Genomic DNA, 21,778 nt, shown 5'->3' with positions numbered 1-21,778 from the left:
AGAGCAAGGCGCCCGCCTATCGGCGATCAGCACAAGACAAGCCGGCGGGAGGGTGGTTCTTTACCTTCTCTACGGATTGGCTTGTGACCTCGAGCCGATGGCGCTTGGAGCTGGACCATTCTCAAAGTCAAAATTTTTACTTTCTTCTCTTTTTAAAAAAGGTGGGATTAATTCCCGCCGCCTTTTTTGCTATTCTGGAACAATGATCTCCAGCTTTCCTGTCTGATTCGTGACTTCGATGACCTTGTCCGTAAACAAATACGGTGTATCATACTTGTCTTGCTTTTTGAGTTCAACATAATCATTATTAGTGGTTAATACCGGAAAGACAGCGTTGGTTTTTTTAAGAAAGTTTTGAGCGACTTCCATTTCTGCCATTAGAATAATTTGTTTACTCGAGATGGCAAAAAATAATTTCCCGATTTCCCGCCCTTGTTCATCAACAATCTTGATCTGCTGCAGAAGCGAAATCAGACAGGTGATAAAATCATTCACTTTCTCATTCGTTAAACCTGGCAGCTGATACTCCGTCAGCGTCTTGTTCATTCCATTCTTTATTTCTTTAAAGGAAAAGACATCCTCTATCCGTAAGACCTGTTTTGTTTTTCCAAGACTTTCAAACTTCGTTTTCGTCTCAAACAAAAATTCCTTGATCGCACCCTTGTGTTGCTCCCGATGAATGACAGCATCCGCCAGCTCGTTCATCCAGCGAATCTCCTTATTTCGATTGCTTATCAATAGTAAAAAGGCATATACATCCTTCTCATCCAAGGTATTGTCGATCAATTTCTGATAATAACCATGTAGTAATGCTTGTTCTTTAATATCCATTCGTTTGCTCCTAGAAAAAATATTTCTCTCCTATTGTACACTTTCTCGCGTTAAATAACGTTGTTTTTTTCACCAGCAGCAATTGGCCCCGTTTGAGTTTTTTTGCCTGAAGGACATAGTTTCCCTCCCCGCGTACATCCTAAAGAAAGGACTATGTGGCTAGAGGAGGTTACTATGAACGTAGATGATATCATCATTGCACGCGAAAAAATGAAGGGAATTGTTCACATGACACCCCTTGATTATTCGAAAACATTTAGTCAGATTGCTCATAATGATGTCTATTTAAAACTGGAGAACTTACAGAAGACTGGCTCGTTCAAGGTACGCGGCTCGTACAATAAACTGATTAGCCTGCCAAAGGAGGAATTAGCCAAAGGTGTTGTTGCGGCCTCGGCAGGAAACCATGCTCAAGGAGTTGCTTATTCTAGTCATATGTTGGGTGCCCCATGTACGATTGTGATGCCAAAAGGCGCCCCCCTTAGCAAAGTGCAGGCAACAAAACAATATGGAGCTAACGTTATCCTCGCAGGTACCGTCTTTGATGAAGCACTCGCTTATGCCTTGGAGCTTAAGGAAAAGATGGACGCCACCTTTGTGCATGCCTTTGATGACGAGGCCATTATGGCGGGACAAGGAACGGTTGGCTTAGAAATCCTCGATCAGCTGCCAGATGTCGAGGCGATTATGTGCCCGATTGGCGGTGGCGGCCTCATTGCAGGCATTGCCATGGCCGTTAAAGAGCGAAATCCGCATATTTCCGTGTACGGGGTACAAACCGTTGCCTGCCCTAGTATGAAGCAGTCACTAGCGGAAGATAAGCCGGTGATGATCGAAGCTGCTCCTACAATGGCCGATGGAATCGCCGTGAAGAAGCCCGGGATCAAGCCGTTTGAGATTGTCCAAAAATATGTTGATGATATTGTGACGGTCGATGAAATGGAAATCGCCAGAACGATGTTGATGCTGTTAGAGCGAAATAAGCTGTTAGTCGAGGGGTCTGGTGCCTGTTCCCTTTCATCCCTTCTATATGAAAAAATGCAGTTAAAGGAAAAAAAGGTGGTAGCAGTTATAAGTGGCGGGAATGTGGATATGAATTTCATTTCACGTATTATTGAACGGGGGATGGTCGAAGCCGGTCGGTACGCCACATTTACGATTACCTTAAAGGATAAGCCAGGGGAACTGCAAAAGGTATTAAGCTCATTAACTGATTTAGAGGCTAACATTCAAACGGTCAATCTCCATCGCATGGGGAAACAAATTTACCCTGGTTATGCCCAGCTTGAGATATCCGTTGAAACGAAGAGCCACGACCACATCGATCAACTCCTAAAGGTTTTGGCCGAGAAACACTATAATGTGGAGCTGGGGTATTATTAAACCTATTCAAAAAGGGCAGCTAATCTAATCAGCTGCCCTTTTCATACTTTTATGGAATTAATAAAATCTTACCGGTGCTCTCTCGGCTTTCAAGATAACGATGTGCCTCTTGACCATCCTGCAAGGCAAAAACAGTTGGCTCCGCTACCTTTATATGACCCTCAGACATCCATTGAAACAACTCTTTCGAACGCTTAATCCGCTCCTCACGAGAAGTCAGTACATTCCATAAATCTCCGCCCGTCAAGGTCTTTGACGTATCCATTAACATTCTCGGGTCAACCGGGGTCGGATCTCCACCAGCCATACCATAAAAGACAACTGTCCCGCCGATACGAGTGACCGTAAAGCTGTCTGGCAGCGTCGAACCAACTGATTCATAAACTACATCGACACCTCTCCCATTTGTTTCCGCGAGCACTTGTTGCTTCCAATCATCCTTATACAAGAAAACCTTAGATGCCCCGGATTTTCGAGCTGCGGCTGCTTTTTCCTCGGAAGAAGTCAAGCCGATCACTCTTCCACCTAACAGATTGATGATTTGAACGAGCAGTTGCCCGACTCCACCCGCAACGGCATGGACCAGCACAACATCATTCTTTTTCACAGAATAACTATCCTTTGTTAAATAATGTGCCGTCAGTCCTTGCAATAATACGGAGGCTCCGTCCGCAAACGAGATCGATTCCGGAAGTGGAATCGCTTTTTCTATTGGCACGGCAACAAGTTCAGCATTCGCATACGCTACATCAGCAAAGGCAATCCGATCCCCTTTGCTGATATCCCTTACATTTCCTCCTACTTCTTCAACTGTCCCTGCCCCTTCATAACCCAAAATATAAGGAGGCTCACCTGCTAGATGATAGTTTCCTTTTCTTCTATATATATCAGCGAAATTTAAACCAATCGCCTTCATTCTGACTAGTATTTCATCAGGTCCAATAACCGGAGCTGCCATTTCACCATACTCCAGCACTTCCGGACCTCCAAATGTTTTGAACATAAGAGCTTTCAAATGGATTACCTCATCCTTTTTTTAATTTTGACACCCTTAATTTAATTTCATTATTATACGAATTGCAAATATCTACGCTTATTAGGCTGTTAACCCTACTAACCCATGTATTTCCATTTCATCGCCACTTTGCTATACTAATAGGAACCGCATTACTTCCAGCTATTGTCCCCACAGAAGGTTTCATTTTTTCATCAAAACCATAAGGAGGCTCCTCAATGTATCAAATCAAAGGAAAAGAAAAGATTTTTGTTTACACAGGCCCAGACGGCTCCGGTCGAAAAACCATTGCGAAAATGGTCGCTACTGCGTTTGATATGGAAACCGTTCTTTCTTACACTACCCGCTCCCCTCGACATTATGAAAAAAACGGTCATGACTACCACTTTGTTAATGAGGATACCTTCAAACAGATGCAAGCCCAACAAGAGTTTCTAGAAAGTGTCGAGATTGATGGATTCTATTATGGAATTCGTGAGCAAGATATTATCGAAGCCTTCCAAAACCATGAATTCGTCTATTTGACTTTGAATCCTGAAGGAACGGAAAAGTTGAAGAAGATGTACGGAGACGGTGTGGTACGAATTTTTATTTATGCTGATCGCGATACGGTTATCAAGAGACACCAAGATCGTCAAGATACTGAAGAAGTCATCGAACGACATATGAAGCATTATGATGAAATCCTAAGCTACAAAAACAGCTGTGAACATGCCTTTGAAAATTATGATTCCCCCCAAGTGGCCTTTCAAGTTAGCGAACTGATTGAAACCTTTTTGGATCGAGATCTAACAGAAACAGATTATTAAGGAAAACGCCTGCCCAAAGAGATGAAAGCGCGAACACTAGTAAGAAGGAAAAGGCGGTTTAACATGAAATTGTTAAACCGCCTTTTTCGCTTTGAATTTCTATTGAGCGAACAAGAACGAAGATATTCTTGGCAATTCCTCCATGACTTGCATAAGAATGACACAAAGGAAATAAGATAAATTAAGCATCCTATTAAAGGGGTTGTTAGAGAATGAGCATTTTTAATAAAATCGCGTTATTTTTTGTTATTTTGTATTCTGTCTTTATTATCATAAATACGTATTTAGGAGAAAGTGAACGGATACAGTCTAATATGATGTATTTATTAATGAACGGCTTTGCTTACATCGTCTCAGCATTAGAAGTTGAAAAGGAAAAACAGCTGATCTATGAAACATGATTTACCTTAGTTTATTTACAACAAAAGGAAAATGGTGCCTGACACTCGCAGGCACCATTCTTTTATCCAGTTGGCGATTTTATTTTATCCAAGATGGTAGAAAGATATTTTCTGACAGATCCTAGATGGATGGTTAATTTTATTTTTTCAGGCTTGCATTCCTTATCTAATCCAGGAAGGTCGCGTTCATTTTGGCTGAGATCTTCATCCATAAGATCAGGAGAATAGATCCTCATTCCCTCCATAATACTTCGAATCGAATCAGCTAACTCCTCACTCGGGTTGTCTTTCAATAAATAGCCGTGGACATCCGCATCGATCGCCCGCTGAAAATATCCCTTCCTCGCAAAGGTTGTTAAGATAATAACTTTACAGCTAGTTAGCTTCAAAGCTTCCGCAGCCTCTAGCCCGCTCTTTTTTGGCATCTCAATATCTAGGAGACAAACATCCGGTTGTAATCGCTGCACCAGCATTAAGGCCTCTTCGCCATTCCTCGCTCGGCCGACCACTTCCATATCCTCCTCCAAATTGAGGAGAGAACCAATCGCTCCTAACAGTAATTCCTGATCCTCTGCAATCACAATACGAATCATTTTGTTCTCTCCTATAGGCCTGCATCCCCGACATGCAAGACTCCCCTTAGAGATGGGGAGCCGGCCATTGATGGTAAAGTTAGAGTTCAGGCTTTACTCGAACTGAAATACTTTTTTTCGCTAACGCTTTAACTTCTCTAAAGCTGACAAAATTCTTTCTCTCCTCATCCCAAAGGCGGAACCGCAGCGATTTCAGGCTAGTAGCCAAGGAAATGGTAGGAACGTTTTGGAGTGGAAGGGTGTTATTGTGAGCCTCTTCCAGTTTATAGTTAGGTACTCTTGGACTTAAATGGTGAACATGGTGATAACCAATATTACCGGTAAGCCATTGTAAAACCTTAGGAAGCTTATAGAACGAGCTCCCTTCCACTGCCGCTTTCACATATTCCCACTCTTTGTCCTCTTCGAAATAGGAATCTTCAAAGGTGTGTTGGACGTAAAACAACCAAATCCCCACTGAACCTGATAATAAGAAAATCGAACCCTGTACTAAAAGAAATGCTTGCCAGCCGACTGCCCAGCAGAGCAAAGCAATCAACGCAACAATCAACACATTGGTTAAATAGGTGTTCATCCGTTCTTTCTTTCGAGCACCTTTACGGTTAAATCTATTTTTAAGCAGGAATACATAAATGGGACCTAATCCAAACATAACGAAAGGATTACGATAAAAACGATAAGCTAATCGAAGTCTAAGTGGTGCTGCCAAATATTCATCCACTGTAAGTGTCCAAATATCACCTGTACCGCGCTTGTCTAAGTTACCACTTGTAGCATGATGAACGGAGTGCTCATGACCCCATTGATCAAACGGAAATAACGTTAACACACCCATGAATGTGCCGGTAATGCGATTGACCCGGCGGTTCTTGAAAAAAGAATGATGGGTACAATCATGGAAGATGATGAAAATCCTTGTTAAAAAGCCAGCGGCAATCACAATCGGAACGAGCGCTAACCAGTAAGATACCGACAGGCTTATATAGGCTAAATACCATAGAATAAAAAATGGAGCTACCGTATTAATAATCTGCCAGATACTTTCTTTCGTCGTCGATTTTTCAAAAGGAGCTACTTGTTTTTTCAAACTTTTCGTATTTTGTAAGGTCATTTGTTTGAATTCCCTTCCTTTTCGTTTGTTATTTCAAATTATAAGGGAAGGAAATAGCACGTGTTAGTAGCAGGTGTCATGCGCAGGACATGATAAATGTCATATACAAGTTGTAAATGATGTTTTGAACCCCTATTATCCTTAATCTATAGCTGTTTGGTGCTATGATAATAAAAAATTTTAAGAGGGATTTATCTTATCTTTCCTGTATAATGAACCGTATTCAGCTTTGCATATGATATTTCTTTTAGAGAAATTCTAAAGATAAGGTCGGATATACTAAAAAAACGAGGTACCAACATGAGTGAAAAAAGTTTTGCAGCATACCATTTAAGCGATGAAATAAAAAGGGCACTCTCTGTTTTGAAATACGATGTGCCAACAGAGGTGCAACAACAAGTCATCCCGTTAGCGCTGGAAAAGCACGATCTTGTCGTGAAGTCACAAACAGGCAGTGGGAAGACTGCATCCTTTGGGATCCCTGTTTGCGATATGATCGAATGGGAAGAGAAAAAGCCTCAGGCGCTCATTCTTACTCCTACACGGGAGCTAGCGGTTCAAGTTCGTGATGACATGACCAATATTGGCAGATTTAAACGCATAAAAGCCATGGCCGTATACGGAAAAGAGCCTTTTAACAAACAAAAGGAAGAATTAAAGCAAAAAACACATGTAGTTGTCGGAACTCCAGGGCGAGTGATCGATCATATCGATCGAGGAACATTAGAGTTAAGTCAAATCAAATACCTTATCATCGATGAAGCTGATGAGATGCTGAATATGGGCTTTATTGATGAAGTAGAAAGTATCATAAGGGAACTCCCAGCAGACCGAGTGACGATGGTGTTTTCAGCGACATTGCCAAAGGATGTTGAAAATCTCTGCCATCAATATATGAAGGATCCGACTCAAATCGAGATTGAGTCGTCCGGAATCACAACCTCAACGATTGAACATCGATTAATCGAGGTAAAAGAAGATGATAAGCTGTCCCTTCTTAAGGACATCACTGTGGTTGAAAACCCTGATAGCTGTCTTATTTTTTGCCGAACAAAAGAGCACGTGGATACGGTATTTGCTGAATTAGAGGAGTCCGATTATTCATGTGAACGACTCCATGGCGGATTAGAGCAGCAAGATCGATTTGCCGTAATGGATGGGTTTAAAATGGGGAATTTCCGCTACCTTGTGGCGACTGATGTAGCGGCACGGGGGATTGATATTGATAACGTGACCTTAGTCATAAACTATGACGTCCCCATGGAAAAAGAGAGCTATGTGCACCGGACAGGAAGAACCGGTCGTGCTGGGAATAAAGGGTTGGCGATTACGCTTGCCACGCCATATGAAGGAAAATTCGTGAAAGCGATTGAACGATATATCGGCTTTGAAATTCCTGTTATGGAAGCGCCTAAACCCCAGGAAGTGGCTAGTGGACAAGCCGCTTTTGATGAAAAAATCAATGGCCGCCGTGTCGTCCGTAATAATAAAACGGCCCGAATTAATCAAGGGATCATGAAGCTCCATTTTAGTGGCGGGAAAAAGAAAAAGCTCCGTGCCGTTGATTTTGTTGGGACCATCGCGAAAATCCCAGGCGTAACCGCTGAGGATATTGGGATTATTACCATCCAGGATACCCTCTCCTATGTAGATATTCTAAATGGAAAAGGCTCAATCGTGCTACAAGCACTCGAGAACGCCACCATCAAAGGAAAAAAACTAAAAGTCAGCAAAGCCCTTAAATAAGAAAAGCGTAAGGCGCCCGAAGCTGGACCATTCTCAAAGTCAAAATTAATCATTTCTTATCTTTAAAAAAAGGTGAACCTAAATTAAAGGTGCCTGACACCATCACAAACTAGATGGTCTCAGGCACCTTTTCCTTCTGTTATCTGTCCTTTTGGAGTGGACAATGTCCACGAATGGTGTCAGGCACCACAAACACACCACAAACGCACCACATTCTACTCCAAATTGCTATGGCGAGCGAAGGCGTCTGTGTGGTTTGTGCTGCTTAGCTGGCTATATTGCAGGCAGATGGTGTCAAATAGTAGGTGCACGCATTGGTCGAATAGAGAGCCGAGTGGTTGGATGGTTTTCAACTCATTTTCACGGCGATATTTGGTGGCTGCCGGTACATGCAGGTTTTGTGTTGCCGCCTGTGCGAGCGGTGATTCTAGATCAGTGGTCACCCCAATCACTTGGCAGCCAAGTGATTGCGTCTTTTCAGCTGTCCAAACCACACTCTTCGTTGTACCAGAACCTGAGACAGCTACTAATAAATCCCCTTCAGCAATTGCAGGTGTAATCGTTTCTCCGACCACATACACAGTTGCTCCTAAGTGCATTAATCTCATCGCAAACGATTTAGCCATTAACCCGGAACGGCCCTCACCGATGATAAAAAGGCGCTTCGCTTTTTTCAATTGTCCTGCTATTTCCTGTAGTTGTTCCTCTGCTACTTGGCTTAGAACCGTTTCAACTTCCTTTAATATAGTTGGAATCATCATGCTCACTTCTCCTCCATGCATATTTGTTTAAATTGAGCCGCGGCCTCATTAGGACTGGATGCCTTGGTAATCGCCGATCCGATAATCACTACTGCCGGATGAAGCGTTTCCCTTAACCGGCCAATTGATTCTAAAGTAATCCCACCCGCTACAGCCACCTGTACTGCTGAGAAATCGACTAGCTCATTTCTCGCCGTGCCACGATTTTGCGAGCCTGCTTCCTCTTGCTCATCCTTACTAACATGGTCACAAAAAATGGCATCCTCGTACTTCAATAGGGCCTTTTTTTGCTCAGCAGAAGTATTTAATAAATCAATCATTACTTTTTTGTTATATCGTTGTGCAACCTCCATACAAGCATCGATCGTAACCAACGGTGATACCCCCATCACCGTGGCCACGTCTGCTCCCGACTTAAAGCACAGTTCAAATTCGTAACGGGCATTATCAATCGTTTTAATATCAGCGACAATCGTTTTATCTGGAAAAGCTTGTTTCAGCTCTTGAATACTCGTAACTCCGAATTCTTTTATTAACGAGGTGCCAACCTCAATCCAATCGATGGAATCCTCCACCTTTTTGGTTAACTCGATGGCCTCTGCAATCTCCATCCGATCCAAAGCAAGTTGTATATTCATCCTCCATATCTCCTTTTCCCTAAGGATAAACCGATTTACTAAATCGGTTTATCAAAAGTATAAATCTTTTATCCATGTCTTTCAATAGCATGGAAGGGCTCCCCTTTAGTAAGAACATTGGGGTGCACTTATCCCTTCGGATTGCCCCCCAACTACATCAGCTTGCTCTGAAAAACAATCTCCACTGGGTCCCGTTCTACCTTATTCATTTGTTCAAATAATAATTCCGCAGCCTTCGTCCCCATCTCAGATGCAGGCTGCACGATGAACGTAATAGGTGTCTCCAACAATGGAGCAAACGGAATATTATCAAAGACAACTAATTCAATATCTTTTCCTATCTTAATGCCCTTGTCTTTAAGCGCTTCAACCGCTACTAAAAAGACACGATCGTTTCCACAAAAAATCGCTGTTGGTCTATCCTCCATCGAAAAAAGTCTCTCAAGTTTGGCTTTCATTTCCGAAATGTCCGATTCCACGATAAACTCAGGATTCATCTCCAAACCAGCATCCAGCAATGCTTTTTGATAGCCTTGAAATCTCTCTTTCCTCGTACTCACCGTAAGCGGCTGGACAGCAAAAGCGATATTTCGATGGCCCTGTGCCACAAATTGCTGAATCGCCTTATAGGTAGAGTCTTGATTATCGGTTACAATCGAAAACCCACGTACATTCTCTACTTTGCGATCGACAAATACAACGGGGTAGTCCTGGTTGATCAACCTTTCATATAGTTCATTATTCTGGCCAGTTGGAAAAATAATGAGACCGTCTACCTGCTTTGCTCTAAGCATTTCAATATATTTCTTTTCCTTCTCCGGATCGTCATCGGCGTTACAGACAATCGCATGCAAATCATGATGGTGGCAAAAATCCTCGATTGCTCTGCTAACCTCTGTTGAAAAATAGTGCATGATATTCGCCACAATAATCCCGACCATCGAAGTTCGTTTTTGCTTCAGACTCCTAGCAATATAATTAGGTTGATACCCGAGTGTATCGATTGCCTCAGCAATCTTTTGCTTTGTTTTTTCGCCCATATATTCAAACCGTTTATTTAAAAACTGTGATACTGTACTTTTCGAGACACCTGCTGCTTTGGCAACATCAGCCATCGTCACTTTTTCCATTCCAATCTTCCTCTTTCATTTCTGTCGATGACTCCATTTTAGCGGCAAAGCTGCGATTTTACCAGTCTAACCAAAAATGGGATCAGACCATTTTTGGCATTCTACTTCAAATAAAATAAGGATGACAGTTTTCATTTCCTCACTGTCATCCTCAAACATTCATTACAATAGACGAGTTTTAAGCAGTTATTTTTAAATCAGAGGATTGACGCTTTTTTTCCTTTTTTGCTATATTTATCGCCCATATGGTTAGAATCGCAGAAAGGAATAATGACCCTGCCATAAAGATATAAGATGCCCCGAATCCATCAGTCAGTCCATTCAAATAGCCAACAATATAAGCACCAACGAATGAACCCAGTGCACCCATACTGTTAATTAGCGCCATCGCACCACCAGCAACATTACGAGGGAGAATCTCCGGAATAATCGCAAAAAACGGACCGTATGGAGCATACATCGCACCACCAGCGATTACGAGCAAGATGAATGAAATCCAGAAATGACTGCTTCCAATCGCATAAGAGAAATAAAATGCGATCGCCCCGACTAACAAGAACGGCCAAACAAAGGCACTTCGATTTAACGTTTTATCAGAGAAATAAGATGCCGCTAACATCAGGACTACGGCTAAAATGTACGGCACAGACGATAACCAACCGGTTGTCACAATATCCATATTTGGTGCTGCTTTAATTATCGATGGCAGCCACATCACAAACCCATATACCCCAATGCTCCAGAGGAAGTATTGCACACTTAACAAAATAACTGGTTTCGATTTAAAGGCTTCGCCATAATTTTTAACTGGCTTTAATCCTTCTTGTTCTTTTTCTAATTGTTTTTCAAAATCTACCTTTTCTTGTTCGGTTAACCATTTGGCATCCTTCGGCTTATCATTCACCAATTTCCACCAAATAAATGCCCAAATCACAGCAGGAATACCTTCGACGATAAACATCCATCTCCAGCCCACAGAATTGACTAAATAACCGGAAACAATCGACATCCATAATACCGTTGCAGGGTTTCCTAAAATCAAGAATGTATTAGCACGAGACCGTTCCGCCTTTGTAAACCAGTGGCTTAAGAACACTAGCATTGCTGGCATAACCGCACTTTCCACAACCCCAAGCGCAAAGCGAATCACAAATAATAGCTTCACATTGGTAATAAAACCGGTGAACGACGCTAATAATCCCCAAGCAATCAACGACCAGAATATTAGTACCTTTGCACTCTTTTTCTCCGCGTATGCTGCTCCAGGCACTTGGAAAAAGAAATATCCTAAGAAGAAGAGCGCTCCTAGTAAAGAGGAGGTACCAGCCGTAATGTGCAGATCCTCCGCTAACCCGGCTGCCGCACCAAAACCATAGTTGGCCCGGTCAAGATAAGCAAGACTATAAGTGATAAAAGCAATTGGAATCAGCCGAAGCCAGCGTTGTTTGGCAATCGTTTGTTTCATATTAGTTCACTCCCTGTAAATTTTTTTCGATATAGTCTAACAGTCTTGCTTTTGTAGGGTAGCCATCATTATCACCCGGCGCTTGCACGGCTAAGGCACCAATTGCATTTCCTCTTAAAACTGCCTCTTGGACCGAAAACCCTTCCATTAATCCACTGATAATACCAACAGCGAAGCCATCGCCGGCACCCACGGTATCAATCACTTTTTCCACCTTCATACCAGGAACCGTTCCTTCTTCTGACGTTGTTTTATAAAATGCCCCTGTCTCACCAAGTTTAATTACAACCAGCTTAACACCTTTTTCAAGATAAAATGAAGCAATATCACGAGGTTGTTTGTAACCCGTTAAAATCTCACCCTCTGCCATCCCTGGTAAAACGTAATCAGCCTGGAAGGCCGCATCATTTGTATGCTTGACCATTTCTTCACGGGAACTCCAAAGACTTGGGCGTAAATTCGGATCAAATGAAACGGTTCGTTCATTTTTTTTCATAAAAGCTAACGCATGCTTCGCAAACTCTCTTGTCTCTTCCGAAATAGCCAGTGGAATCCCGGTCATATGGAGGTGCTTCGCTGCTAGAAAATAAGCTTCATTGAAATCTGTTGTATTTAAATGGCTAGCAGCAGATCCTTTCCGAAAATACTGAACCTCTGGGTCACCCTCGATCACCTTCGATTTCAGTTGAAACCCAGTCGCATATTGAGAATCTATTAATACATGATCAATGTTGACGTTTTCATTTTGAAGCCGCTCCATGATGAATTTACCAAAGGCATCGTTTCCAACCTTACTAGCCCAACCAGACTTTAAGCCTAGACGTGCAAGTCCGATCGCAACATTGGTTTCAGCACCGGCCAGCTCTCGGGTAAATTGGCTGACTTCGTGTAAGGGTCCCGTCTGATTTGCCATAAACATCATCATTGCTTCACCAAAGGTAACTGTATCTAGCTGTTGCATATTGCTAACGCCTCTCTTTCTTTTGACATCTCATTTATCATTTCAATATAGTCCTTTGTCATTTCATTTGGGACAATCGGAAACTCAAGCGCTTTCACAATATCGTTTGGTAATCTACTCATCACTTGTTTCCAACTGTGATTCCCAACATTCTGAAGTGGGACCGTCACGAGTTCGCCACCATGGACCTCTACCTGTTTTAAATGAAGATAAATGACATATGGGGCGAGTATATTCAAAGCAACAACCACATCCTCGCCTGTATAGTACCAGTTCCCAGCGTCAAAAGTCATTTTTATAGGAAGAGCGCGGTCGACAACGCTTTCAAAAAATGCTCGTAACCGCTCAACATTACCACCATGAGCTGTTTGGTCGTTTTCAACAAGCAACAGAATATCTGGCTGCTCCTTTAGGAATGCTGCAAGGTCGACCATGTTCGATTTACCCTTTTGAAAATGACCGAGCGATACTTTTACCCACTTGGCACCCAAGGCTTTTGCTTCGAGAAATAGTATATTTAATTCTTCTGCATTTAACTGATGATTCTCTTTCCAGCATTCGATTGGAGCGGAATAGACAGTAAATAGATCAAACTGTTCAATAGTCCGTTTAATGTTATCTAGTTGGTGATGCTCTGCCGATAGTAATTCACGGCGTATCTCCACTCCATAGGCCCCCGCTTTGGCGATGAGCTCCACATAAGCTGCTTGCCCAATCTCCAATACTTCTACGCGATCAAAGGCATTTAACGGGACAATCACATTTTTCATAATGAAGACCCTTTCTTAAGTAACTTTTTGATAAACCGGTTTAGTAAATCGATTTATTAACATTATAAACGCAATGTAAGCGTTTTTGCAATATGTTATTTTAAATTATTTTTTTTAAACATTGTCCCTATTAGAACCTACTTTTGGTTTGTCAAGCTGCTGTCCGGAGCTATGATCAGTGGATTCCTACATGATTGTATGCGAGCGATAAAATTGGGATTCTCTCCACAATGTACTATAATCGATGTAACCAAGAGAGATAAACATAGGTGATAACATGACAAATATTCGCGATTTAGCAAAAATGGCAGGCGTCTCGGTAACAACTGTATCACGGGTACTGAATAAACATCCGTATGTGAGTGAGGAAAAGAGAAAGGCCGTTTTAGCTGCCATTGAGAGTAGTAATTACCAACCCAATATCAATGCTGTCCATTTAAGCATGGGGAAAACCTTTCTTGTTGGTGTGGTCGTCCCCTTTATCGACCATTCCTATTTTGCCTTGTTAATCAAAGGAATCGCAATGGAAGCCCTCGAAAATAACTATAAGTTGGTGCTGTTTCAAACCAACTATGATAAGGAAAGAGAATTGGAAGCCCTGCAAATGTTGAAGCAAAAGCAAATTGATGCCCTGCTCATTTGTTCAAGAGCAAGTGGGTGGCCGACCATCGCCGACTACATATCCTATGGGCCGATTGTGTTATGTGAAGATGGAAGGGAAAAAAATGTTTCCTCCACCTTTGTTGACCACTATCGTTGTTTTCTATTTGCGTTAAACTACTTGTATCAAAAAGGACATCAGCAAATTGGCTATTGCATTGGTCGTAAGTCCGGCACAAGTAGTAAGTTCAGAGGGATGGCATATAAGGATTTTGTGACGAGATATCATTTACAACATAATCCAAGTTATATTTTTAATCACTGTAATTATTTTGAGGATGGCGAGCAAGTGATTGAGCAAATACTCAAGATGGAGGAACCCCCTACTGCTCTGCTTGTCACAAGTGATGAAGTCGCGGCGGGGATCGTCACCTGTGCCCACAAACAAAATATCTCCATCCCAGAAGATTTAGCTATTATTGGATTTAATAATCAGCCAATCGCTCAAATGATGGGAATCACCACCATTGACATACCGCTTATCGAGATGGGGAGAAAGCTATTTCTACAAGGGATCAACCCTAGCGAGCAAGTGACCCATCAGGAGATGGAAATGCAATTAATTGAACGTCAGTCTGTCTAATTGCTGGTGCCTGACACCACTTTGAATTTCCTCCATAAAAATTTTTTTCTACAAAATTTCTTGACCTGAAACGCGTTTCATACTCTATGCTGTATGGGAAATGTCATACAGCACTTGTCGGCGTGATCGGAGCGATCTGAGCGTTACGACGGTGTTGTATGGAGGCGGAGGGATATGAAATGAAAAAACAAATCGTATTTTTTGATATAGACGGTACGTTATTAACGGATGATAAAATCATTCCGCAGTCCACAAAAAAGGCGATACAACTACTACAGGCACAGGGAATCTATACGGCCATTGCCACTGGCAGGGTCTCAAATATGTTTTATTGGGTTCAAAAGGAATTAAATATGGAGTCCTATGTCTCGATGAATGGACAATATGTCGTTTTTGAGGGTCAACAGGTTTATGCCAACCCCATTGGCCGCGAGATATTGGATTCACTGGCAGCGATGGCGCACAAAAATGGGCATGCCTTAGCCTATTTTAACCATCAGGATTATCGAGTTAACAAACAAAACCATCCCTTAATTGAGACAAGTTTTGATTCACTCTTAATGCCCTATCCAGAGGTGGATGAAAATTTTTATAAACAGGAGTCTATTTATCTGGGCCATCTTTATTGCGAAAGCAAGGATGAACAAATATACAAGGAAAGCTTCCCAACCCTTAATCTGTTGAAGTGGCACGACAACGCCTATGATATTCTGCCCATCGGTGCTTCAAAAGCGGTTGGCATCAGCAAGCTATTAGAGAACTTCGATATTCCAGTAGAAAATAGCTTTGCCTTTGGTGATGGGTTAAATGATCTCGAGATGCTCGCAACAGTTGGAACAGGAATTGCCATGGGTAATGCTGTTCCTGAAGCTAAGGCCGCTGCCGACCTCATCACGACCTCCTCTTCGGAAGATGGAATACTTAACGGGTTGATCGAGGTGGGATTACTGGATAAACGCCTCATTCCAGCCTAAATTTCAAAAACTAATAAGCACATGCCGACAATATCAAAAGGGATCCTCTACTTAGGAAGGGATCCCTTTGCTTCTTCTATTTTCATTTATTTACCGGAACAGCATTCATATATTCTTCAAGCGTGATTCCTTTACTGGCTATTTCTACTGCTGCACTTTTCCCTACATAGCGTATATGCCAAGGTTCATATTTATAGCCAGTGATAGAATCCTTTCCTTTTGGATAACGAATAATAAAGCCGTATTCTGCAGCATGTCCAGCTAACCATTGGGCTTCGTTTGTTCCACCAAAACAATCTTCCGCTGCACATCGACCATCACCACCTGTAACATCGATTGCTAGACCGGTTTCATGTTCACTATGGCCCGGAACAGCACTGTACGTCATGGCCTTTTGTTGGCCATCTCTGTGGACATAGTTATCAAACACATTTTTTTGCGTTTCATATGATCGATAAGCTGACACACCTAACAATGTTATTCCATCGTCTTTTGCCCCTTTAAATAAGGCTTCTATTGCTTCTGCAGCTTCCTTTCGTAGCATGCGCTTTTCATTTTTTTCAGAAAAAATAAACTGAACATTTGGATACACTAAATCAGTAGGTCTTCCCGTATCTGGCAATGCGTGTTCCTTGTTGACGAGCACCATCATATCCTCATCGCGAGAACCAGCAAGCTGATTGGTATTATTACTCTGGTTCACTGGGCTACTTTTTTCAATTTCGACACTTTGATCACTGACAGAAGACTTTGTTGAAATGGTCTTTTTTGAAAAAGGCTTATATAAACTGTCCCAACTAGCAAATAGTACTAGTGCAGAGGACAGCAAAAGAGCAATAACGATTTTTTTTCTCATCCATTTTTCTCCTTTTCATATTTAAGCAAAACCGTTTGGTCAATCCTCATTCTCTTAAATCGTAACTTGATTATAAGCGATAAATGTTTCCATACAAGTATCAGTTGTATCTAACTTGTAAATTCAATTTGAATAATATATTCAATCAAATAAAAAAAGTATATGATCGGTCTAGTAGAGAAAGGAGTTACGATGGAACAAAAAAAGATATTAATCATCGAAGACGAAGAACCAATCTCCGAGTTACTTTCCTATTCTATCAAAAAGGAAGGCTTCTTAACTAAAATTGCATCTACGGGGGAGCAAGGCATACAGCTAATTTCTGAATTCACCCCTCATCTAATCCTACTGGACTTAATGTTGCCTGATATGAGTGGATTTGATATTTGTAGAAAAGTAACAAGGGATGATAGTGTGCCTATTATTATGATCACTGCAAAGTCAGATACATTGGATAAAATTCTTGGAATGGAACTGGGGGCAGATGATTATATTACAAAACCCTTCGATATTCGCGAAGTCATCGTTCGAATTAAGGCTATTTTTAGAAGAATTGAGTTAACCTCCGAGTTAATAGAAACAAATGGTTTCGATGTGCTTCAACCTGGAAATGGGATTGAGTTATATAAAGAAAAGAGAGAAGTATTCAAGGATGGATCCATGGTAGAGCTTACGAATAAAGAATATGATCTTCTCTTATTTCTCGCAGAAAATAAGGGGCGAGTCTTCTCAAGGGCCGATTTACTCGATAAGGTATGGGGATTTGATTTTATCGGAGATACTCGGACGGTAGATATTCATGTACAGCGGCTAAGAAAAAAACTCGATAAATCGAAGAGACCCTCTATTATTGAAACAGTATTCGGTGTTGGCTATAAATTAGTAAGCAATGGACACTAGCATGATGAAACATTCCATTCAGTTTAAAATGCTCCTTGCCTTTTCAATCGTAACTTTTATCGGATTTTCAGCATTCCTGCTAGCAGCATATAAAATCAATGAACAAAATAACTCACAAATCATTCATAAAGATATGATTGAAGCTCGGAAAACACTAGATAACTACTTAAAACAATACTTCCTCATTAAAGACACGGAAATGAGCAAGCTCTCATTTGCAACAGAGGCAACTAACATCGCAAACGTAGTCAGCACACAAATGGGCAGTCAAGTTACACTCTATGATGCACAGGGAAAAAACATCACTTCACCTTTAAATAAAGCTAACCTCGATAATAAAGATTTATCAACGGCTTTAAAAGGTGAGACCGCCTATACAATAAATCATTCTGAAGAAAAAGTCATGGTCACCCTTTCCTTTCCTGTTAAAGCAAATGATCATGTGATAGGAATTATGAGATACAGCAAGGATTACACTGAGCAGTCTAAATATACTAATCGCTTTCAAAATATGATCATCCTTTTTGCTGTAATTATTTTTATGTTCATTTATATTACATCCCTTATCCTCTCGAGGAAAATTACGAACCCGATCCGTAAATTAACGAGAAGTACCGAACAATTATCTGCAGGTGATTTCGTTCTCCACATCGATATTGATTCGAAGGATGAAATGGGCGAACTTGCCCAACGGTTTAAGCAGATGGCACTACGGATAAAAGAGCAAATTGAAATTATTGAAATGGATCGTGATGCTCTAAAAGAGGCTCAATCACAAAGCAAAACTTTTTTTGATAATGTGACGCATGAACTAAAAACACCGCTCACAACGATTCTTGGGTATTCACAGGTTTTGAAGGACAATGGATTCACGGATCGAGATTTTTTTGAAAAAGGAACGTCCTATATCATTAAGGAAAGCCAGCGTCTCAATCATATGGTAATAGACATCATTGAACTTTCCAAAGCCACTTCCGATGATATTAGTTACTATATGGAGCAGGTAGATTTATCCCCTCTCATCAAAGAAACCTGTGATGAAATGAGAATGAAAGGGAAAAAATATGGGATCAGAATCCACTATGAAGTTGAGGATAACCTAACTCTTGTGGGAGATAAGGATAAATTGAAGGAAGTTATCATTAATTTGATCGATAATGCCATCAAATATGGGAAAGTCAACTCAATCATTAGGGTGGAAGGTAGCCATACCGGAACTATGATAACTTTAAAGGTGATCGATCAAGGAAAAGGGATTCCTTCCGAATATATCACCAACCTCTTTGAACCCTTCTATCGAATTCCCAACATAGGAGTACGAGAAAAGGGAAGTGCAGGCTTGGGCTTAGCCATTGTGAAAAGTATTGTAGAAAAGCATGGGGGGACGATTGAAATAGACAGTAAAGTGAATAGTGGGACAGAAGTGAAACTCAGCTTTAAGGAGAATCCACATGCGTAGTCAAAAATCATCTAAAATTGTGGAAAACACCCTTCTATTTTCATTCATTTTAATCATTTTTATTTCTGGCTTTTTACTTCTTAGTAGTATCTATCGGTTTAGTTCAACGAATCATAAAACGATTGTATTACAAGATAGCTTATTTACCAGTTCCGCTACCTCGAAGGATCGGCACAACCTAAAAATAGACAATGTCACCAAAATTGATACTCTTTATCCCATTTGGAATCCAGGAATCGTGAATGATCATACCTTAATCTTTGAAACCAAGGAACAAGATCCCTTTAACAAGATCTACAGTTTAGACCTTACAAGTAAATCACTTTATACATTTGATGATCTCGTCGAAAGTGGATTACTTGTATCACCAGATGGGAAAAAACTCATCTATTCTAAAACGAGCAAGGAAACAGGGATAATCAAAGGCTCAATATATGACGTTCAGACAAAAGAAATTCGCTTTACCTTTGATGGATATGCCCTGCTATTTGCCCCAAATGGCAATCAATTTGTTGGCGTAGCCGACGGGACTTTATATTTACAAAATATTTTAACTGGTGAAAAACAAGATCTGTTAGAATCTACAGATCTTGATTCAACAACATTTGCTCCAGACAATGCCTATAAAAGTCTTAAAATATGGAATCCCACCTATTCAAATGATGGAAGATACCTATATTTTATCCATCTACAAAACAAGGACGGTCCAACCTTGTACCAAGTAGATCTAGAAAAAAAACAATCCGTGATCAAAGAAATCAGCGGTCAAATTACAAAAGTTGCTCCTTTGGCGGACGGTAGTCTCTTACTTTCCGGAAATATTAAAGAAGAAGAGGGTATCTTTCTGTATCATCCTAAAACGAAAGAATCCAAGCTCTTAATTAGTGGCTCTATCGAAACCTTTGATACCACCCCAGACGGAACAATAGCCTATATGATCAAAAATAATAATGGTGTTAGTAACCTGCATCTCGCCTTATTAAATAAGGATTCAATTGAATCGGATGAAATGGTGTATAGTGATTTAAACTATTTAAGTTTTTTAAAATGGAATAATAATGGCGACATGCTTTTTTGCGTTAGTGAAACGGTTAATGCGAGCAGCGTATATCGATTTACCTTCCATTCCCCTTCCTAACTTTATAAAGCCACACAAATTTAAGAGGGACCTAACTATTTCAATTATAGTTAGGTTTTTTCGCTTCAAAATTCAAACTATTATAAAAAGTAGTTTCATATTAAAATATAGTTAATCAGATTGGAGAAATTTTCTCTTATCCCTATTTAATGTTTGCTGGCCCAGATGCAAGGCATTATGACAGTATATCAAAAAACACGTACCGATTTCTTCCTGTCCAAATTACTTCCGAGGATCTAAACAGGATGCACGGAACGAATGAACATATCAGCGTTGAAAATTACCTAAATGCCATTAAGTTTTATGCAGAAGTAATCAAGACCTCGAATGAATAAATAAAAGGGAGAAATACCGTTAGTAGACGGTGTCTCTCCCCCTTATTGTATCTATAGATTTATGTCATACTTCTTTGACCGTTGCAATATAAGGTAAATGTCTGTACATTTGCGCGTAGTCAATTCCGTATCCGACAATGAATTCATCTGGAATGACAAAGCCTACATAATCCACAGGTAACTCAACCCTTCTTCTTTCTGGCTTGTCTAAAAGAGTGCAGATTTTGATTTGTTTTGGTTTGTGTGTCTGCAAATGGTCTCGCAGGAAATTTAGGGTTAATCCGCTATCAATAATATCCTCCACTACGAGGACATTCTGGTTCGTAATATTTGCATCAAGATCCTTCAAAAGTCGTACTTTTCCCGTAGTTTCTGTTTCGTCACCGTAGCTGGAAACCGAAATGAAGTCCACTTTAATATCACCTTTCATCTCGCGAATCAAGTCCGCAGCAAAAATAAAGGAACCCTTTAACACGACGATTAAATAGATAGGCTCATGATGAAAATCAGCTTCAATTTCCTCTGCCAGCTTCTTTACCCTTTGTTTGATTTCTGATTCTGAAAACATTACATTATTAATTTTATATGTCACGGTTTATCCCTTCTTCCTTTTCAATCCAATTGAATTAACGCAACCCACTATACTATTTAATGTCTCTATTCACTTATTCTTCGTTGTTTATGTATGGATCTATGCACTCTTAGTGAAAGTTTCATCTGGGATGTTTACAAAAAAAAGAGCCTTTCCTTTGATACGTACTTGCATCAGAGGAAAGGCATCTGTTTCTTTCTGGATGGGCCTAAATGGACTCGAACCATCGACCTCACGCTTATCAGGCGTGCGCTCTAACCAGCTGAGCTATAGGCCCATATTTGGAGCGGGTGAAGAGAATCGAACTCTCATCATCAGCTTGGAAGGCTGAGGTTTTACCACTAAACTACACCCGCATATTTAAAAATGAAAAAGACTGGGCTAGCTGGATTTGAACCAACGCATGTCGCAGTCAAAGTGCGATGCCTTACCGCTTGGCTATAGCCCAATAATAATAAACTAAATGGGGCGGCTGATGGGAATCGAACCCACGAATGCCTGAACCACAATCAGGTGCGTTAACCACTTCGCCACAACCGCCAAAATCCATATATATAAATCAATAGTAGTTGCCTACTAGAAATAAAGTGGCGGTCCGGACGGGACTCGAACCCGCGACCTCCTGCGTGACAGGCAGGCATTCTAACCAACTGAACTACCGGACCAT

General features: G+C 40.9%; 21 protein-coding genes and 5 tRNA genes. 9 read left to right on the top strand and 17 right to left on the bottom strand.

All coding sequences use genetic code 11. The features are described 5' to 3' along the window. Window positions 1-189: 189 nt before the first annotated feature. The gene (locus TY15_RS18395; protein WP_040205801.1) at window positions 190-831 is read right to left on the bottom strand and encodes a hypothetical protein; all 642 of its coding nucleotides are present in this window, start codon (window positions 829-831) and stop codon (window positions 190-192) included. Between the two features lie 174 nt (window positions 832-1,005). Between TY15_RS18395 and ilvA the strand changes: the two genes are divergently transcribed. Then, window positions 1,006-2,214: a threonine ammonia-lyase gene (gene ilvA / locus TY15_RS18390; protein WP_040205799.1), complete on the top strand. Its 1,209-nt coding sequence runs from the start codon at window positions 1,006-1,008 to the stop codon at window positions 2,212-2,214. Between the two features lie 49 nt (window positions 2,215-2,263). Here the strand turns inward: ilvA and TY15_RS18385 are convergent, their stop codons facing one another. Further along, window positions 2,264-3,217: a quinone oxidoreductase family protein gene (locus tag TY15_RS18385; protein ID WP_179301780.1), complete on the bottom strand. Its 954-nt coding sequence runs from the start codon at window positions 3,215-3,217 to the stop codon at window positions 2,264-2,266. A 230-nt stretch (window positions 3,218-3,447) separates the two neighbouring features. Here TY15_RS18385 and TY15_RS18380 point away from each other — a divergent pair, with 230 nt between their 5' ends. Beyond that, a complete protein-coding gene (locus tag TY15_RS18380) occupies window positions 3,448-4,038 on the top strand; it encodes a guanylate kinase (RefSeq protein ID WP_040205797.1) in 591 nt (196 codons plus the stop codon). 212 nt (window positions 4,039-4,250) lie between these two features. Further along, window positions 4,251-4,439: a hypothetical protein gene (locus tag TY15_RS18375; RefSeq protein WP_040205795.1), complete on the top strand. Its 189-nt coding sequence runs from the start codon at window positions 4,251-4,253 to the stop codon at window positions 4,437-4,439. 62 nt (window positions 4,440-4,501) lie between these two features. On the opposite strand, the gene TY15_RS18370 is transcribed toward TY15_RS18375, so the two are convergent. Beyond that, entirely contained in the window at window positions 4,502-5,032 is a 531-nt protein-coding gene (locus tag TY15_RS18370; RefSeq protein ID WP_040205794.1) for a response regulator, read from the bottom strand. Window positions 5,033-5,111: 79 nt separating this feature from the next. Beyond that, window positions 5,112-6,143 carry a Delta(5) desaturase DesA gene (gene desA, locus TY15_RS18365; RefSeq protein WP_040205792.1) on the bottom strand — a complete coding sequence of 344 codons (1,032 nt, stop codon included), beginning with the start codon at window positions 6,141-6,143 and terminating at the stop codon, window positions 5,112-5,114. A gap of 300 nt (window positions 6,144-6,443) precedes the next feature. On the opposite strand from desA, the gene TY15_RS18360 reads away from it, so the two are divergent. After that, entirely contained in the window at window positions 6,444-7,889 is a 1,446-nt protein-coding gene (locus tag TY15_RS18360) for a DEAD/DEAH box helicase (RefSeq protein WP_040205791.1), read from the top strand. Between the two features lie 215 nt (window positions 7,890-8,104). Here TY15_RS18360 and hxlB read toward each other — a convergent pair whose 3' ends face one another. The 6 genes from hxlB to TY15_RS18330 form a co-directional block, all read right to left on the bottom strand. Continuing rightward, complete coding sequence (gene hxlB, locus TY15_RS18355) at window positions 8,105-8,650, bottom strand: 6-phospho-3-hexuloisomerase (protein ID WP_040205790.1); 546 nt, start codon at window positions 8,648-8,650, stop codon at window positions 8,105-8,107. Between the two features lie 2 nt (window positions 8,651-8,652). Continuing rightward, complete coding sequence (hxlA, locus tag TY15_RS18350) at window positions 8,653-9,288, bottom strand: 3-hexulose-6-phosphate synthase (protein WP_040205788.1); 636 nt, start codon at window positions 9,286-9,288, stop codon at window positions 8,653-8,655. A 152-nt stretch (window positions 9,289-9,440) separates the two neighbouring features. Next, window positions 9,441-10,418 (bottom strand): LacI family DNA-binding transcriptional regulator, encoded by a 978-nt coding sequence (locus tag TY15_RS18345; protein WP_040205786.1) that lies wholly within the window; start codon window positions 10,416-10,418, stop codon window positions 9,441-9,443. 178 nt (window positions 10,419-10,596) lie between these two features. Further along, a complete protein-coding gene (locus TY15_RS18340) occupies window positions 10,597-11,883 on the bottom strand; it encodes an MFS transporter (RefSeq protein ID WP_040205785.1) in 1,287 nt (428 codons plus the stop codon). A gap of 1 nt (window position 11,884) precedes the next feature. Continuing rightward, window positions 11,885-12,844 (bottom strand): sugar kinase, encoded by a 960-nt coding sequence (locus tag TY15_RS18335; protein WP_040205783.1) that lies wholly within the window; start codon window positions 12,842-12,844, stop codon window positions 11,885-11,887. Then, window positions 12,832-13,614: a sugar phosphate isomerase/epimerase family protein gene (locus tag TY15_RS18330; RefSeq protein ID WP_042375104.1), complete on the bottom strand. Its 783-nt coding sequence runs from the start codon at window positions 13,612-13,614 to the stop codon at window positions 12,832-12,834. The genes TY15_RS18335 and TY15_RS18330 overlap by 13 nt, the downstream gene beginning before the upstream one ends. Window positions 13,615-13,891: 277 nt before the next feature. Between TY15_RS18330 and TY15_RS18325 the strand changes: the two genes are divergently transcribed. Both TY15_RS18325 and TY15_RS18320 read left to right on the top strand, forming a co-directional pair. Then, window positions 13,892-14,857, top strand: a complete 966-nt coding sequence (locus TY15_RS18325) for a LacI family DNA-binding transcriptional regulator (protein WP_040205782.1) — start codon at window positions 13,892-13,894, stop codon at window positions 14,855-14,857. A 179-nt stretch (window positions 14,858-15,036) separates the two neighbouring features. Continuing rightward, on the top strand, window positions 15,037-15,831 hold the full coding sequence (locus TY15_RS18320; RefSeq protein ID WP_040205781.1) for a Cof-type HAD-IIB family hydrolase: 795 nt from the start codon (window positions 15,037-15,039) through the stop codon (window positions 15,829-15,831). A gap of 82 nt (window positions 15,832-15,913) precedes the next feature. Here the strand turns inward: TY15_RS18320 and TY15_RS18315 are convergent, their stop codons facing one another. Then, window positions 15,914-16,687 carry a M15 family metallopeptidase gene (locus tag TY15_RS18315; protein ID WP_040205779.1) on the bottom strand — a complete coding sequence of 258 codons (774 nt, stop codon included), beginning with the start codon at window positions 16,685-16,687 and terminating at the stop codon, window positions 15,914-15,916. Window positions 16,688-16,879: 192 nt separating this feature from the next. Between TY15_RS18315 and TY15_RS18310 the strand changes: the two genes are divergently transcribed. Genes TY15_RS18310 through TY15_RS18300 form a run of 3 tightly spaced genes read left to right on the top strand, consistent with a single transcriptional unit; the run spans window position 16,880 to window position 20,184 of the window. After that, complete coding sequence (locus TY15_RS18310) at window positions 16,880-17,587, top strand: response regulator transcription factor (RefSeq protein ID WP_042375101.1); 708 nt, start codon at window positions 16,880-16,882, stop codon at window positions 17,585-17,587. A 4-nt stretch (window positions 17,588-17,591) separates the two neighbouring features. After that, window positions 17,592-19,046, top strand: coding sequence for a sensor histidine kinase (locus tag TY15_RS18305; protein WP_040205808.1), 1,455 nt, complete (start codon window positions 17,592-17,594; stop codon window positions 19,044-19,046). Continuing rightward, a complete protein-coding gene (locus TY15_RS18300; protein ID WP_040205777.1) occupies window positions 19,039-20,184 on the top strand; it encodes a WD40 repeat domain-containing protein in 1,146 nt (381 codons plus the stop codon). The genes TY15_RS18305 and TY15_RS18300 overlap by 8 nt, the downstream gene beginning before the upstream one ends. A 399-nt stretch (window positions 20,185-20,583) precedes the next feature. Here the strand turns inward: TY15_RS18300 and hpt are convergent, their stop codons facing one another. The 6 genes from hpt to TY15_RS18265 form a co-directional block, all read right to left on the bottom strand. After that, complete coding sequence (gene hpt, locus TY15_RS18290; protein ID WP_040205806.1) at window positions 20,584-21,087, bottom strand: hypoxanthine phosphoribosyltransferase; 504 nt, start codon at window positions 21,085-21,087, stop codon at window positions 20,584-20,586. 227 nt (window positions 21,088-21,314) lie between these two features. After that, window positions 21,315-21,388, bottom strand: a tRNA-Ile gene (locus tag TY15_RS18285). A gap of 5 nt (window positions 21,389-21,393) precedes the next feature. After that, a tRNA-Gly gene (locus TY15_RS18280) sits at window positions 21,394-21,467 on the bottom strand. Window positions 21,468-21,487: 20 nt separating this feature from the next. Then, window positions 21,488-21,559: transfer RNA gene (locus TY15_RS18275), tRNA-Gln, on the bottom strand. 16 nt (window positions 21,560-21,575) lie between these two features. Further along, window positions 21,576-21,651, bottom strand: a tRNA-His gene (locus TY15_RS18270). Between the two features lie 48 nt (window positions 21,652-21,699). Beyond that, window positions 21,700-21,776 (bottom strand) — tRNA-Asp (locus TY15_RS18265). Window positions 21,777-21,778: the final 2 nt, after the last annotated feature.

The organism is Neobacillus jeddahensis (assembly GCF_000612625.1).
In the GTDB taxonomy this organism is placed as follows: Bacteria; Bacillota; Bacilli; order Bacillales; family Cytobacillaceae; genus Neobacillus; species Neobacillus jeddahensis.
Note: the sequence above shows the minus strand (reverse complement) of the source record. Positions and strands in the feature narration are given on the sequence as shown.